Source organism: Aquibacillus albus, assembly GCF_016908325.1.
GTDB lineage: Bacteria > Bacillota > Bacilli > Bacillales > Amphibacillaceae > Aquibacillus_A > Aquibacillus_A albus.
On the sequence record NZ_JAFBDR010000003.1, the window covers coordinates 158,255 to 175,362 of the forward strand.

Below are 17,108 nucleotides of genomic sequence, written 5' to 3' on the forward strand. Positions count from 1 at the left end.
GTTCAAAAACGTAGTTCTTTTCCTTGTTCAATGGATTCTAGAGCTGTACCAACCATTGAAAAGCTTTTGATATTATCTTCAATACTAGTAATTGGTTTACGGTTCTCGCGTATTGCCTGCACCAATTCATAGATTGAATATTCACGATCTGTAAATGGCATGTCTGGCAACTCTAATCGTTCTGGGGCTTCGCCGCCTACTGTTATCGTTGGGAGATCATCACTTAACTCAATCATTCCCTTACTACCAACAAGACGTACTTCTCCATTCCAAGAGGTTTCCTTGCCTTGGGTTACCCAGCTTCCAAAATAGTTAATAAATACATCGTCGTCAAAAGTAATGATGGCACTTGCAACGGGATTTCCACCAAACCAGCTCCAGGAAGGTCGCATACTCTTCGCATAAATAGAAGTCGGGTCTTTCCTTAAAATATGCCGGAGCATATCAAAGTGATGAATGCTCATATCTTCAATTAAAATCTCATTATACTGATCACGCCAGCCACCAAACTTAGTAGCTCTCCTAAAATTCCATTCCCCATATTCCACAGTACCTATTTCTCCGTTTTGAACCGCTTGTCGAATAGCTTCTATTTCTGGTCTCCAGCGGTAATTTTGACTAATCATCACAAATTTCTCATAGCTTCTTGAAATCTCTAATAAAGCAACAGCATCCTTGTATTCCTGTGTAATCGGTTTTTCCATAAACACATACATCCCTGCTTCTAGTGCATCTATCGCTAATTTTTTATGGGTTTGTGGCGGTGTAACGATAACCGCTATATCCGCTTCCAATTCTCTAAACGCTTGCAAATGATTTTGATAAAAAGAAACAGAGGAAGACACTAAACGTTCACTTGCCTTCTCTAAATTTTTTTCATCTAAATCGACAACTCCAACTAGGTCAATTTGATCAAAATCCCTTAATATTTCCAGCCATGATAAACCGAAGCCACCAACACCAACTTGAATTACATTTAATTTTTCCATCCATTTGTCCCTCCTCATCAGTGAAAAAAGCCTTACTTTGTTATTTCATGCTTTTTAGCAAGTTGTTTCATATAATTCACATATTGCTCAAATGCTACCTCAGGTTCTTCTATCTCAGGGCACCAAACCTTTTCCCATTCAAGCGTATAGTAGCCATCATAGCCCTTTTCTTGTAATAGATCATAAATTTGTTGCAGTGGAATATCCCCTTTACCTAATAAACAAAGCTGATAGCCTCTTGGTGTATTTTCTTTTACGTATGAATCCTTCCAATGTGTGTATGTAATTTTCTCGCCTAACGTTTCCCACGTTAATTCCGGATTTTCTCCAACTGTTCGATACGGGTGATGGACATCCCACAACACTTGGAGGTGACTAGAATCAACATGATTCAGAACAGCTTCGACATACTCACAATTTGTCCAGTCATCATGCGTCTCTAAAAGCAGGACAACATCATATGTCTCTGCAATCGGAAGCATTTGATGTAAATTGTTCGTAACTGTCTCCAATGCAGCTTCCCGACTTGAATCGCCAATCTTTCCACCGAAAACACGAATATAAGGAGTATGAAAAGCTTTGCATAACTGGCCATATTGCTCGAGCTCCTCTAAATGATTACGCAGTTCCTGATCTGTATTCGTAAACAGGCGTACAGAACTCGAAAAACAAGATACTTTCAATGAAGCTTCCTTAAACTTTTGCTTCGTTTTTTCTAAATCTGATGAAAATTCCGGTAATTTAAAAATGTCCATTTCCCCTAAATAACCACGAAAATCAACGGCATCGTATCCATACGCCACGGCTTTTGAAAGAATCGTATCAAGGTCCCAGTTCGGACAACCTAACGTAGTAAAAGATAATTTCATTGCTTCTCACCCTTTTCGATTATTTTCATACCTTTCCTTTTTGAACACGAACTTATATAGCAACAGTTTTCATTGCTCACATAATCAATCAACGTTTCTTTCGTTGCTCATACAAGCTTACGTATTTGCTTTAACACGATAGATTCCACGTAATCCTTCTTTATTAGATGTAAAATAAATATATGAATCATCATGATCATAGATTGGGTGGGGATGGCTATCCTGAGAATCCCAGTTTGATCCGTGTTTACATAGCGGTACCCATTCAATCTTTTTGTTTTTCCAGTCAACACTTTGCGTGCTAATCCAAGCTCCACCGTGGTTGTTATTATCTTGCTCTGCATTTGTGTGAAAATATCCATCCGAAACTAGTAAATCGTTTTGCGTGTTAGCAACTGTGAAATGACCGTACTTCTTATAACTTTCAGGAAGGGAAACCTCTACGATATCCCCACTCTCCACATCAACCCTACCAATATAGCAAATACCCGAATCATTATAGGAGCCATGGTAAATAACACTCTTTCCATCGCTTTGCCACATTTCATGACACGTCCAGTCGTCCCTGGTTCTCTCCTCACTTTCTGTTCTGAGCTGTAGATGTTGTTGACCATTCCATAGCCATACTCTTCGAATACCACAATCTGATGGCCATTCATGATTATAGAGAATTTTGTTGGAATCTATTGGACTAAATTGGACATGTGTAATCCAAGCTTCCGGTACCTTTTCGGTTATGATTTCTTCCCCCGTATCCGTACAATAAATCCGCAAATATGAGTTTAACTTTTCTTCACGTACCCTTCGATCAATGTCATAAACAGGTCTTCCATTTTTGAGAAAATCATAGTCAAGTGCTCTGGCATCCGTTGTTGGTACACATAACTTTGAACCATCTGCACTGACATGAGTAAACGCAGTAACTTGATCAGTTGGTATTGTATTTAATGTTTTTCCTTTACCAGACTGATCTACTGAGCAAATTTTACTGCCTTGAATGTAATAAACGATTCCTCTCTCTGGGTCTAAACTAACACTTGCTTTACCAAATCCTGTGTTCTCATGCCCGTCAAAATAGACGTAAGATTTCAAGTATCCATCTTTGTTATGGGTTAGTTGCCGTTCATGACCAGAAATCAAATCTCTCGAAAAAAGATTTGGATTACCATTTTGGGTACGAATGAAAATAAGTTTTTCTTCCTTTTTTAATAGACTAGTTGATGTAAAATATAGAAGCTGATCGTCTGCAGTTAAATTTGTCACTAATTCTGGCCTTACCATTGTTTTTTCCCCCAACCTCTTCACCTCAACCATCCTATAAAATAGAAAAAACGCATGGGATTGACAAATACCTTGGGGAGGTCGTTCGTCCAATAGCCCATGCGTTTAATACTGGCAAATAAGTATGCTACTTGTTTGCTTATCTACATCAATAGTTATACCAATTTTGTAAACATCTGTCATACGTCTTAAGTTGGAGATGGGCTATTCTTTTTGGCTGATTTATCTAAAAATCCCTTATTGAAGAACACGTTGGAAAAACTGATTCAAATGTTCGTTATGCATGGTATCTATTAAGGTAAATTAAGTTTGTTTTTGTTCCTTTACTTCTTTATTCACGAGATACGGAGGATATTCTTCATTGAGCAGTACTTGGGTGACATTCTTGGCTACTTTTGTCCGCATTTCCTCCTCTGATTCTTCTGAATACCATGCGACATGAGGGGTTAAAATCACATTATCCATCGTTAGTAATGGGTTTGACGGATCTATTGGTTCTGTCTCCAAAACATCAAGTCCAGCAGCCGCAATTAATCCATCTTGTAAAGCATTAATCATTGCCTTTTCATCAATAACAGGCCCTCTTGAAGTATTAATGATGACTGTTTCTTGGTTCATTAGCTTAAATTCCGCTTCTCCAATCATACCTTCCGTACCTTTCGTTAATGGAGCATGTACGGAAATAATATCGGATTGTTCACATAATTGTTCCAACGAGACGAGTTTAACGCCTTGTGCCTCTGCAATGGATGGAGGGAAGTACGGGTCAAACGCAATAACATTCATACCTAATGCTTTCACTTTTTTTGCCAAAGCTTGTGGGATTTTACCATACCCTACTAATCCGACTGTACGATCTCGCAAACGAAAAATTGGCTTACTAACTTTAAAATCCCAGTTCTTCTGTTTTACTTGGTTATTTAAAAGTACAACCTTTCTCGTACAACCCATGATTAAAGCTAAGGCATGATCAGAAACTTCATCCATACAATAATCTGGAACATTTGCGACACTAATCCCCTTTTCTGTTGCAGCGTCCAAATCGATAGTATTAACACCGACGCCATATCTTGAAATAACCTTCAAATAAGGCATTGCTTCTATTACCTTTCTACTAATTGGAGCATATTGATTAATAAGGGCATCGGCATCCTTACAAGCGCTAATAACCTCTTCTTCCGTTCGGCATTGCGTCGGTATAAATTCTATGTTGTCGTCAGTTAATACTTTCTTTTCGTAGCTTAAATCTTTATATTCCCAATCCGTTACATAAACCTTGAACTTGTTCATCCAAATCCCCTTTCCTATCTAAACAATTTCTGCTGGTTCGTTTGGCTGGCTAAGATCCTCATTAGAATCCGCTTACATTCCATTGTATAACAAATGATAGAATTTATCTCGGTTTTAAAAGGAATAATATTAACGGTTTTTGTATTATTTCTGACTATGGTTGCTGTTGTAAATCCTGTTGCTCTTAGAACAGAACCATTACAAACTAAAATAGAAAATACAAACCTTAGCCTAAAGGATAACCAGGCTTTAAAAAGGAAGTTCAAATATTCCTAATAAAAAGAGACACTGAATCTTTCAACACAGTGTCTTTAGGTTAACTGTACGACGTTAATCTCGACAAAAAGTCGGACTGTTTCTTTTAAATTGTACTTAACTATGCAGGTGGTTAAACTTCAACACTTGATGAGTTAGACTCCCACTTGTCACTTTTCACGCGTTCAGCTAACAGTTTAATAAATAAGCCTCCAACGACAGAACGGTTGACAAAACCTGATAGTTTCCCATCGATAGTGTAGTACCAATCAGTAAATGGAACACGTGATGATGTTTCATTTAGAAAATCCCACAACGGATTAACTAATTTTTCAAAGTCTGCTTTCGTACCTGCTAACGTAGCTGCCCATACGAGCCAATCAGCTTTCGTATACGTCTTTCGATTATCTAGCGGAGTTCCATACTGATTACTTTTCTGTATATAATAAGCAACTTCCTTTTTCTTAATTTGAGGGTCAAATAGATGCAGATCAAAAAGTTCATCCCAAACCAAATTGTATTTTAAACTCCATGTATCCGGCGAATCGAATGCCAATCTATAATGATCCTCTTCACGAGCCATCTCTTCCCATCGAGAAGCCATTTGTTTTGCTGTTTCTAAATATTTCTTACCTGCTTCTTCATTACCTAGCATTAAGGAAAGTTTTCCATAACTTGCAATACCAATAATTGCTTTAATCGATAAATTGGCATTATGAGCAAGATGCCCACCAAAATCATCTGTACACAACTGATTTCCCGGATCCATCCCGTTTTGGATTAAATAATCAGCCCATTGAGCCAATAAATCAAGATGCTCTTTTGCAAAATTAGCTTTTCCGTCAACGATGCAAACTGCGGCTGTCATAATCAACATATTCCCGCATTCCTCAATTGGCATTTGTCTTTCCATAGCCATGCCATAAGCCTGACCGTTAGCTTTTGGATACCTGCCCACATCATGCGGCGCGAAATCATACGGCCAATCATCTGATGCTGCATAATGGAAGACAGGCCTTAACATTCCTTTTACTAACTCATGGTTCTCCATTAGGAACAATGGAATGGATGGGTAGCTGACGTCTACTGTTGCCATACATCCATTACTGAAATTTTCCTTTGAGAAAAACAATGCATCTCCATTTTCATCAGCAACTAATTTATGTGCTGCAATTGCTTGTCGGTAGGCTAATGCTAAAATATCCGCGTACTTATCTCCACCGGATTTTTTGGCATCATTCACCAACTGTTCATTATATTGATTACATTTCTCCATTATTTGTGAATATTCCGATATCGATGTAAGTAACATTTCTTCAAAAGTTTTTCCTTCTCTCGCCCAATAACCAGGTAATTGTTTACGGAAATATTCGACTGAAATTTTGTCATCATAAGCCAATACTAAATGATGAGATTTTTCTTCTCCATTAACAGAACCATAGTCTATTACACTAGCCAGTACAGGTAACTCGTCTTCTAAGGATCGTGGGAATTTTGAGTCATCTTTTTTTGGTAGTTTTTTACTTTCCAAAAATTGATCGCGGATCTTGTCTGAACCAATAACGGTATTAGCAGCTGTTGAAACAGGAGTGACTAAGCAAGCATATCCCCAGTCAATTCGAATATTATCCCCTCTACGTTTGAGTACATCTTGCTTTTCTGTTCCAATTTGAAGCATTTCACTCCCGTCATTCAGCTTTTTTCGAGAGGCAACTACTTCCTGAATGGGAACATCAACTGCTAATTCTCCAGTAATATCATAATAAATTTGTACATTATGCAATTTGCCATCATTTGAGACAACATTTATCGTCACATAAGTTACTGGTCTTGACATAACATCAAGATCATCAAGTAGAAGCGGAGTTGTAAAATTGACCGTTAGAGTTATTCCAGCACCCTCAAATGTATAAATACTAGACAACGGTTTTACTACTAAGTTCGTTTGTTCTAAAGCTGGTGCATCTAAAGATTTGTAATCACTACGACGATCTTTCCCCCCCATAAACCGCCAAACAGTTCCATCGATAACTACTAACCCCACCATACCGTGTGTATGACCAGTCCAATGAGTTGTCTCACTGTCATATAGATGATCACTTTTCGACCAAATATTAAAATAAGGATCCACGGTGACTAGTGGTACAGCAGGTGGTCGTAAATTAGTACTCATTTTTGTTCTCCTCTCTTGAGAATTATTTAAGTAGTTTTTTACTATTAATATAAGGAGGGATCAGTTCCTCATTCTAATAGATTCCTCCTTATATCAAAACCTACAATGTCTATGACATGATTAATTACTTTTTATCTTACGAGGATAAACATCCGTTCGTTCAGCCGCCTAATATGCCATAAAATTCATCAAATCCACGTTCTATTGGTCCCTTTTCCCCAACATGCCATTTCCCCGATAAATAAGTATGATATCCATCTTCCTTCAATACTTCAGCAAGTGTGACACACTGATCTTTCAGATAACCACGGTATCCAGGGGTTTCAAGGTCTGCTGTCATTTCCCCTACATCAGCTTGATGCGGATATAATCCACTTAACAAGGAAGCTCTGCTTGGACAGCAACGTGCAGAATTATAGTATTGTGTAAATCGTAATCCATCATTAGCAAGCTGATCTAGATTTGGTGTGTTAATCTCGCCCCCAAAACTTCCTAAATCCGAAAAACCTAAGTCATCTGCTAGTATCAATAAAATGTTTGGGTTCTTTTGTTTCATTTGCACCCCTCCTATCTTATTAGCGTAGAAATAACTCTTATTATAAAAGACTTAAATTTTTGTTACTCAATACCTTTTAAATAACATCTAATTTATCTCTTTCAGGAAAGTCAGGGAAAGGACCATGCGGCTCTTTCTGATACCAAAATGATACGGAAGCTATATCATCCTGAAGTGGTAAATACGTATCTCCCTCTACTCTCCAACCTAACGGCTGAATCGTTACTTTTAAGTCTTTCTTAAACCGAATTGGATCCATTACATGCCACCTGTACATACCAAACCTTTGCTGACTCTTATAAAGGCCATCCGGTATGATTACTTGATGTAAACCTAAAAACGAAGTGGAATAAACACCATACTCACCTTTAGGTTGTTCAAAATTCCATGCTCCTCCAAAATAATCTTCTGTACCTGTACCACATATAGTAGGGAATTTTTCATCACCATCTATATAAAACTTAAACTCTCCTTCTCCCCACCATCCATTGTTGTTTACACCCCAAGCAAGATATGTCCCGACATAATGTCCTGTACCGAAAACATTGTCTAATAGAGTATGGTTTTCCAAATATTTCACCGGATTACTTCTTCTCCATTGAGCATGTAGATAAGCAACATCACTTGGAACTTCCATTAGTGCGTAATCTATTTGATAGTATAAAACAGCTTCCCTATCACTAAGGTTTTCAATTGTAATAACCGCTTGTTTTTGGAAAGGCATCTCCCAATAACAATTCATCCCACCTGCTGGATTAACTGCTACTGGCAACGAATTGACATTGCTTCTCTCACCCCAGCCATTACAAAAGAAATCACCAAATGGTACTTCAATTGATGGCTCTTTTTCGTTATCCCAATAAGCTCTGATAATTAAATGTCGCCAATAATCTGGAAAGCACGTCATCCAGATATGATTGATCATTCCTGGACCATTAATATCCGCTAACTTAACCGTGGTTTTTGGTTGAATTTTTATTGAAGGTGACACCTTCCATCCTTGACCCAAACGCCTAGCTTGCCACTCACCTGTACCTGTAGTAGCCATTCCTCCTTTCCCCTTTTCTCCGGTAAAATTTTCTGCACTGATCGATCTTGTTTCTGCATTAACAATTCGGGATAAATTTCCAATACCATAAAAATTGTTATTCATTTGCTTACTCCTCCCTGTATCACAATTTCATACCCTCCCATCAGAACAATGAATTGAATTAATCACGGTTAGTAAAAGCATCTTCAAAATAAGTCTGATAATTTTATTTTGATATAGTTATATAATCCACTTCTGCATATCCAATATTTTTAGATAACTTGATCGTATTTATCCCCTTTTCTAAGTCAATCGGCAATGAGGTGTTACCCCAGTTGTCCCAGCCTGTAGGTACATATTCCACCATTCCAGTCTTATTACCATTAACTGTAACTGTGTGACTGCTATCAATCTTTGTTCCATTGCCATAAGTTACATTCAGGTTATATGTTCCTGATTCTTCAACATTAATTCTATAATCAATATAGCTATGATCGTTATCAATATATCCAACTTTTTGTCCGTTGGAAGCTGTAGGATGATTAATAGCTTTCACCTTATTTAAGGAAGCATGCTCCGCCTCATATCTTAGTTCAGGCTGCTCTGGAACAAGTTCAATAAAATCCATCTCTGTGAACAAGTCACCTTTTGAAATCTTAATCTTATTTTCTCCGTTACTTAGATTGATAGTTTTCTCTGCAAAGCGCCAGCTGTCCCAGCCAAAACTTTCATAGGAAACTTCTCCAACGGAAGCCCCATTAACTGAAATATGGTGGGTTGCCGTTTGTCCCATTCCATTTGAATATCTAATTTTTAAAATATAATCACCTGCAGGAAGATCATCTACACTAAACTCCACGTAACTATCCTCATAATCTATATACCCAACCTTTTTTCCATTAGAAGCTGATGTATTCGTTACTATTTTGGCATGATTCACCTTAGCCTCTTCAGCTTCAAACTTGTAGCCAACAGGCAATCCTGGAGTTAATGTACCAGCCCGTTCTACCGAAGGTACTTCCAACAGCGTTCCAGTTGACACCGGAGTACCAAAATTAGGTGTTCCGTCTTCGTTCCAATTAAACTTTTGTATCCTTACATTCCTGTTCCAACCCGCACCCTGAAATTTGGCAGCATGATAAATAATCCAATCCTCCGTACCGTCTGGTGACTTAAAAAATCCGTTATGGCCCGGTCCATAGACATCAGCTTCTGGATTTTTTTCGAATACTGGTTCAGCACTTTTTTCCCATGCATCAGGGTTTATAGGATCATTACCAGTAAAAGTCAACATTCCTAATTTATAGTCATCTGTCCAACTTCCACTTGCAGAATAGACCATAAAAAGTTGCCCTTCACTATTTTTTAAGAATTGTGGTCCTTCATTTACATGGGGAAAACCGACCTTTTCCCAGTCATATTCCGGCCTGGATAATTCGACTCTATCCCCGCTGATTGTCCATGGATTACTCATCGGGGCAATATATATATCTTGACGTACATTCGTATCGCCTTCCCAACCGGACCATGCAAAATAGTAATTTCCGTTATATTTTAGAATCGATCCGTCGATGGCCCACTTATCAGATGGTGTCGTTAATTTACCGTAGTCTGTTCCTTTAGGGTAAGAGTAGTTACCGAACGGATCCGAAGATTCAGACTCAAGAACATACATCCGTTGTTTACCCATATCTCCGGCTGAAGCGGCAAAATAGACATACCATTTTCCATCGATAAAATGAAGCTCCGGTGCCCAAATATGTTCACTGTTAGGTGCACCTTCTTCCGGTGTCCAAACTACTTTACTCTCGGCACTTTTCAAGCCAGTAATCGTTTTTGATTTCCATATGGTGATGTTATTGCCTGTAGTTTGAGTATAGTAATAATAACCGTCTGAATGCCTCACAATCCATGGATCGGCCCCTTCACCTATGATAGGGTTTTCAAATAACTGTAAAGGTTCTTCTTCATAATAAAATGTTACATGGCCAATGTCTGGCTGTTTTCCGCCTCGGTTTTTTGGTGCATGTAAATTTTTATCCATTGTCTCCTCCTCTTTATACGAATAAAGATTACCAGAGTCTCCGCCTTTAACATATACATATTTGACTCCAATTTTGGATTTCCAATCAAAAGATTGCTTATTATGAAAGCTCAATCTAATGGTTCCATTATGATACGATTTATTTTTATATGTCGACTCGTCTAATTCCAACTTAAATTGTTTTAAATTCTTCAACTCGTCTGGCAATTGTTCATTTCCCGGACGATCATTGCCATCGATTTGAATAGGGTCAGATGCCAGCAAAGTACTAGAATCCAGATGCATTAAAATGAAAACCAAGGATAATACAACAAACAAAATTTTCTTTATTCCTTTTGTCATTATTACAACTCCTTCTTTAAAAACCTTTATTTTCTCACTCTCACAGTCATAATATTAATAAAATAAGTGATAACCAGAAGTAAGCATATTGTAAAAAACAATCCCGTCCAAGGTCCAACAACATATAGACTTAATGCACTATCTAACGAAAAGATAAACACATTGCTTATGAGTAAATAAAAAAGTACATTCTCCCCCATTACTTTAAAAATACCTATACCTTTTCCAAATCTATCTAACCATTTAGAAAAAATATAATAGATATATAGAAAAAAGGTAGGTCCTACAATCCAATAAATACTCGGCGGAAATCTTCCAGGTAATTGAGAATCGGTCGTAACTAAATAATATATAAATAGAATCGTTCCAAGGGATGAAACAAGTAAGTACTTCCATTTTAAACCTATCTGGTACTTGGCAAAGTAAATACCTATTAAATAAAATGGTAGGTACTGAAGTACAGGAAATGTAGGAAAATGAGCCGTACCAATTAATAATCCCATATAGGTAGAGGTAATTTGACTATAATCAATCCAAGTTGTTGCTAAGAGAAGTAAGGTGATCACCCAAAAGGTTATTGGTCGATTCGAAATCCACACAAGAATAGGAAAAAGACCGAGTCCAATTAATATTATAAGAGAAAAAGAGACTAGAAATTCTGACCAACCTGGAATTACTTGTAGTAAAACAATAGGCATGATTGTTTCAATATTAAGTGGCTGATTCCCAACAAAAACTTGAAAAGCTAATCCAGAAATATAAAATGCAAGGAGTGTCTTTAATCCCGTTAAAAACATTTTTTTATATACCATGCTGAATGGTTTACTATAATAAGCTAATTGACAAACATATCCAAAACAAAAGACAAATCCTGAAAAAGTGATTAAGTTAAAGAATTGAGTACTGTAATGAATCGATGGAAAGAGTGAAACATCACTAAAAAACTGTAAAACATGTGTGTAAACCATGCCTATAACCAATAATCCTTTAAAATAATCAACAGAGTGGTCTCTTTTGATCGAAATCACCTCCTCAATGAAACTACAATTATTGCTAAAATATAAAGAGGCTACCCCCAATTCACCCCTTATCACTACTACACATTAGCATTCTTTGTTGTAGTTGAAAGAGATCCTTTATTTGGGATAACCTCTTTTTTATACACCTCTCTTATTTGTTTATGCGTCGTTAACCGCTTTAATTTTTTCTAATGCTATCTTAGGTGTTCGGTCTTCTTTTAATAGTCCATTAATTTCTTGTTGAACATCAGTCGTTTGTGTATAACAATACCCACTGATATACGGTATTGCTTTGATAGCATCTGTAATGTCACGGTATCTATTTAAGAATTCTTCTTCCGTATCCACTTGGTTACCATAGCCCCAGCCTTTACCTTCATTAAAGGCAATGCCACCATATTCCGTCAGAATAACAGGCTGCCCTTTATATTCATATCCCTCAGCAAATGCATATTTATGTCTATTATGAGGAACCTCATTGTTTAGTACTTGGTCCTTATTCTTATAACGATCATAGAAAACTTTACCAAGCTCCTCATAATCATGAAGTGCTATAATATCAGAGATTGTATGTTCCCAACCGTCATTCACAATAACTGGGCGTTCTGAATCTATCGTTTTAGACAAATAATAAATAGATTCTGTAAATGCTTGTTGCTTTTTATCTGTAAGTATATGCGGCACACCCCATGACTCGTTAAATGGAACCCAAGTTATAATAGATGGGTGATTATAACGTTGTTGCAAAATCTCGAGCCATTCCTTCGTAAAGTTTTCAACAGCTTCATCAGAAAACTCATAAGTTGCAGCCATTTCTGACCAGACGAGCAGTCCTTTTTTATCACACCAATATAAGAATCGATCATCCTCAATCTTTTGGTGTTTACGTACACCATTAAAGCCCATCGCTAAAGTTTTCTCAATATCCTCAATCATCGCCTCATCGGAAGGAGGTGTTAGCATCGTATCTGGCCAATATCCTTGATCTAAAAGAAGCTTTTGGTAAATTGGCATATTGTTTAACAGCACTTGGCCATCTTTTATAGATACTTTTCTCATACCAAAATAAGATTGTACTTCATCTACTACTTCCCCATTCACAGATAAGCGGAACGTCACATCATATAAGTTTGGATGCTTTGGTGTCCAGTGCTTTATTTTCCATTCATGTATTTCAGATAGTAAATTCATTTCAAAGCTAATATTTGAACGATCTGGGACAGTTGAAAATTGCTTAACTTTTTCCCCCTCAAAGCTTACGATTGTTTCCAGGTTCCAATCTTCAGTAATATCACCATTAAGCTTATATTCAAAAGCAACTGAGTTCGTATCTATATTGGGCGTGATCTTGACATTCTCTATACTTTCATCGCTTAAAAATTCCAGCCATACCGTTTGCCAAATACCTGTGTTTTGTACGTACCAACAACCAAAATTTTCATCTCTCCAGCGCTGTTTCCCTCTCGGCTGATAGCAACTTTGACTATCTTCTACTTTTACAACCAACTCATTTTCCTTCGTAATATCAACTGCATTGGTAATATCAAAAGAGAAAGCTGCATTCCCACCGGCATGTTCACCAATATAGCTACCGTTAACCCATACCTTTGTTAAGTAATCAGATGCTTGAAATCTTAGAAATGCTCTCTTCCCAACTTCTTCTTTTGGAATTTCGAACGATTTTTGATACCAAACATATGGATGAAAGGTTTCTTCTCCAATTCCACTAGCTTTTGTTTCGTACGTAAAAGGTACCTGGATATCAGTAGAAAAAGATGGGTTTTCTTGCCACAATCCTTTTTCTCCAATATTTTGATCATCAAATGCAAATTTCCAAGTTCCATTTAAATTTATCCACGATTTTCTTTGAAATTGTGGTCTTGGATATTCTGTTCTTTGAAATGTGCTTACTGTTTTTGTCGTCATTTTATAACTCTCCTTTTGTTAGCCTTTAATTCCGGTAAAACTAATTCCTTTTACAATTTGTTTTTCAAAGATTAAGAATGCAATAATTACAGGTATTGACGCAATAGCGTTTGCTGTCATTGGAAGTACATATGCTTGTGAATAGGTTGCATTAAATACTGGAAGACCTACCGGCAACGTATATAACGTTTCAGATAAAATAGATAGATACGGCCATAAAAAGTTATTCCAAGATCCAATAAATGTAAAGATACCTATAGCTGCCATTGCAGGTTTTGCCAAGGGTAAAACAATCTTATAAAAAAGCTTAAAATAAGAGCATCCATCTATGATGGCGCTTTCAACAACCTCTTTAGGGACGTTATCAAAAAAGCTTTTTAATATAATGACACCTAATGGTGAAGCAATCATCGGTAATATTAGTCCAGCATAGCTATCTATCATATCTAAACTTTTGACAATCTCGTAAAGTGGAATAATAGTTGCTTCCCCAGGAATCATTAAACCTAGTAGAAAGAATACAAAAATAAAATTCTTGTAACGAAATTTCATTTGAGAAATAGCAAATGCGGCTAATGACGTTATAATTAAAGTTAATACTGTGGTAATAAGCGCAACAATTAAACTATTCCATAACCAGCGTAAGATTAGACTATCAAAAATTAAATTAACATAATTTGAAAAAGTAAATGGTGGAATAAACCACTCTACGGGATTAGTTGTGGAAAATCCATTTGGCTTTAAAGAAACGAACAACATCCAGATAATTGGCAAGGTAAACAAGACTGCTACTGAGATGCCAACCGCAATTTTTATATTTCGAAACGGATCTCTATTTCGCTCTAATAGGCGAGACTTTTTCACTTGCACGTCCGGAAGTTGACTTTGATTCTTTTTTTGTACATGTGGTTGATTCATTTATCTCTCCTCCGATCTTTGGCTCCGAAGTTGGATGATAGAGAGTACTAATAGGATAAAGAACAACGCATAGGACATGGTAGCAGCATAACCTAGATTATTCTGGGTAAATCCTACTTCATAAATGTACTGAATTAATGGTCTTGTTGCACCACCTGGTCCACCGCCTGTTATTAATAAAATTTGGGCAAATACTTTATAGGAAGCAAGAATTTGAAGCAACAAAATTACTCTTCCAATCGGTATCAATTGTGGTAAAGTAATATGGCGGAACTGCTCCCAACGAGTAGCCCCATCTATTTCACTAGCTTCATATAATTGTTCTGGTATGTCTTGTAAGCTAGCAAGGAATAAAACCATATTAAAACCTACTGTCCACCATAAAGTGACAACAACAATACTCACCCATGCAAGTGTTTTATCTGCCATCCAAAAGGGTTCTGCATCAATCCCAATACTATGAAGTACTGTATTTACAAATCCACTATATGGTTGAAGCATAAAAATAGCTAAAAATGATATGACCGAAACAGACAAGATACTTGGTAAAAAGAACGATCCTCGAAAAAAGGTTTGTAATTTTGAATTTATATTAGCCAGTAAAGCTAACCCTAGGGCAAGTAGTACCATAGTTGGCGTCGTTAATATAACAAATAATGTCGTATTCCAAAGTGTACGCCAAAAATGAGGATCAACAAACATGTCTTTATAGTTGTCAAGTCCAACGAACTCCATTTTCCGTACTAAAGTCCAATCATATAGACTCATTTCTAACCCTTTAAATATAGGAAGAATAGTGAAAATCATATAAGCTACAAAAAAGGGCAAAAGAAAAGGAATTGCCTTCATATCCTGAATCCATGACTTTTTGTTCATATATAGGCCCCTTTCATTAGAGATAAAGCAGATGTCCCTTAAAGGATGCAATTTCACAAGGAACATCCACTTTTAATTGAAACTAAATCATTCTCCTATAAGTTTTTTCACTTCTGTTTCTATCGCAGCAAAAGCTTCTTCCGCTGTAGCGTCACCAGCCCATACTGTATCTAAGTGACGGACAACAATCTCTTCAACCCCACGAGCATAAATGTTACGATCGACAAAGTTTACGTAACTAGCTACTTCTGCATACTCATTTCGATAAGGAAGTTCTTGGAATTCTTCTGATTCAACAACAGAATCTTTAGCTGGAATATGCCCCGCTTGTGCCCACATTGCACCATTATCAGCAACAAACTTCATGAATTCCAGAGCCCCTTTCTGTACTTCTTGATTTGCATCCTGGTAATAAGGTAACACTAAAGTATGTGAACTTGCCCAAGCACCTTTTTCACCAAAAACATTAGGAATAGGCATTGGTGTAAAATCAAGTCCCTCAGTAGTCTCCCAAATTCCAGTGGCCCATACTCCGGAAGTCATTGTTGCTGCATTTTCAGACTGAAATTCTGCGTAGAAGTCACTAATATTTAATGGAATAATTTCTTTGTCATGATATAAATCTTTAAGAAAATTCGCTGCTTGAACGGCTTTATCTAGATCAATATCATATTTTGGGTTTTCTAAACTATCTTCCGTTAAGATACCTCTACCTCCAAGTTGAGTGTAATATCCCCACCATAGCCAGTAAGGGTCATTACCAGAGGAAGAAAATGCAAATGGAATTTTTCCTTCTGGAAGATTGTCTTTAAGTGTAGTAAAAAAGTCGACATAACCTTCTGGTGTTTGCTCCATTTTAACGGATCCATCATCATTTAAAAGTCCTGCATCACCAACAAGTTTGTTATTTATATACATAATTTGTGCGTGAGTATCAATTGGTACTGCATAGTGAACACCCTCATAAATCGTTGCATCTAAAATGTTTTGGTTAAACTCATCCCATTTGACGCCAACCGAAGAAGCTATGTCATCTAACCCTGTTACCAAACCTTGGTTTACTAACTCAGGTAAAACATGTGTATGAGCTATCCCGATATCTGGTCCTTTTCCAGCTCCGATACTTGTAAGTAGTTTCGTGTAGTATTCTTCATGTTCTTGCATCACATTGTTTACGAAATACTCCGACTGACTTTCATTGAATTTTCCAACGATGTCTTGCATGTATTCAGCGTCACCGCCACCAAATAAGTTCCACATAACAACCTCTGTTGCACCCTCTGGTATCTCAACATCATTTTCTCCACCTGCAGCACTATCTGATCCTCCTGAGCCTGAACAAGCCGATAGCACAAAAGCTGTTAAAACTAACCCGAAAATCCCAACAAACAACCTTTTCACCATTGATTCCTCCCTTTTAATAAGAACTTATTAATTAATTATTACAAAAAACCTGTATATTTACATGTTTTTTGTAACTTTAATAAAAGAATACGCTTACATTTTTGTTATGTCAATACTATTTTTTATATTTTTTAGT

At 36.9% G+C, this 17,108-nt stretch carries 13 protein-coding genes; all 13 read right to left on the reverse strand.

The window, feature by feature from the left end; all coding sequences use genetic code 11:
- Nucleotides 1-2 precede the first annotated feature (2 nt).
- The 13 genes from JOC48_RS04145 to JOC48_RS04205 all read right to left on the reverse strand — a co-directional run bounded on the left by JOC48_RS04145 (nt 3) and on the right by JOC48_RS04205 (nt 16,972).
- The gene (locus JOC48_RS04145) at nt 3-989 is read right to left on the reverse strand and encodes a Gfo/Idh/MocA family protein (RefSeq protein WP_204497788.1); all 987 of its coding nucleotides are present in this window, start codon (nt 987-989) and stop codon (nt 3-5) included.
- Nucleotides 990-1,021: 32 nt separating this feature from the next.
- Nucleotides 1,022-1,858, reverse strand: a complete 837-nt coding sequence (locus tag JOC48_RS04150; protein ID WP_204497789.1) for a sugar phosphate isomerase/epimerase family protein — start codon at nt 1,856-1,858, stop codon at nt 1,022-1,024.
- A gap of 117 nt (nt 1,859-1,975) precedes the next feature.
- Nucleotides 1,976-3,139 carry an oligogalacturonate lyase family protein gene (locus JOC48_RS04155; protein WP_204497790.1) on the reverse strand — a complete coding sequence of 388 codons (1,164 nt, stop codon included), beginning with the start codon at nt 3,137-3,139 and terminating at the stop codon, nt 1,976-1,978.
- Between the two features lie 303 nt (nt 3,140-3,442).
- The gene (locus tag JOC48_RS04160; protein ID WP_204497791.1) at nt 3,443-4,429 is read right to left on the reverse strand and encodes a C-terminal binding protein; all 987 of its coding nucleotides are present in this window, start codon (nt 4,427-4,429) and stop codon (nt 3,443-3,445) included.
- A gap of 388 nt (nt 4,430-4,817) precedes the next feature.
- On the reverse strand, nt 4,818-6,857 hold the full coding sequence (locus JOC48_RS04165) for a glutaminase family protein (protein WP_204497792.1): 2,040 nt from the start codon (nt 6,855-6,857) through the stop codon (nt 4,818-4,820).
- Between the two features lie 160 nt (nt 6,858-7,017).
- Nucleotides 7,018-7,413 (reverse strand): sulfatase-like hydrolase/transferase, encoded by a 396-nt coding sequence (locus JOC48_RS04170; RefSeq protein ID WP_239584183.1) that lies wholly within the window; start codon nt 7,411-7,413, stop codon nt 7,018-7,020.
- Between the two features lie 76 nt (nt 7,414-7,489).
- Nucleotides 7,490-8,566 (reverse strand): glycoside hydrolase family 172 protein, encoded by a 1,077-nt coding sequence (locus JOC48_RS04175; protein ID WP_204497793.1) that lies wholly within the window; start codon nt 8,564-8,566, stop codon nt 7,490-7,492.
- 103 nt (nt 8,567-8,669) lie between these two features.
- On the reverse strand, nt 8,670-10,829 hold the full coding sequence (locus JOC48_RS04180) for a family 43 glycosylhydrolase (protein WP_204497794.1): 2,160 nt from the start codon (nt 10,827-10,829) through the stop codon (nt 8,670-8,672).
- Between the two features lie 26 nt (nt 10,830-10,855).
- Nucleotides 10,856-11,857 (reverse strand): acyltransferase family protein, encoded by a 1,002-nt coding sequence (locus JOC48_RS04185; RefSeq protein WP_204497795.1) that lies wholly within the window; start codon nt 11,855-11,857, stop codon nt 10,856-10,858.
- Between the two features lie 150 nt (nt 11,858-12,007).
- Complete coding sequence (locus JOC48_RS04190; RefSeq protein WP_204497796.1) at nt 12,008-13,774, reverse strand: glycoside hydrolase family 2 protein; 1,767 nt, start codon at nt 13,772-13,774, stop codon at nt 12,008-12,010.
- An 18-nt stretch (nt 13,775-13,792) separates the two neighbouring features.
- Entirely contained in the window at nt 13,793-14,692 is a 900-nt protein-coding gene (locus JOC48_RS04195) for a carbohydrate ABC transporter permease (protein WP_204497797.1), read from the reverse strand.
- Entirely contained in the window at nt 14,693-15,568 is an 876-nt protein-coding gene (locus tag JOC48_RS04200; protein WP_204497798.1) for a carbohydrate ABC transporter permease, read from the reverse strand.
- A gap of 87 nt (nt 15,569-15,655) precedes the next feature.
- Nucleotides 15,656-16,972, reverse strand: a complete 1,317-nt coding sequence (locus JOC48_RS04205) for an extracellular solute-binding protein (protein ID WP_204497799.1) — start codon at nt 16,970-16,972, stop codon at nt 15,656-15,658.
- Nucleotides 16,973-17,108: the final 136 nt, after the last annotated feature.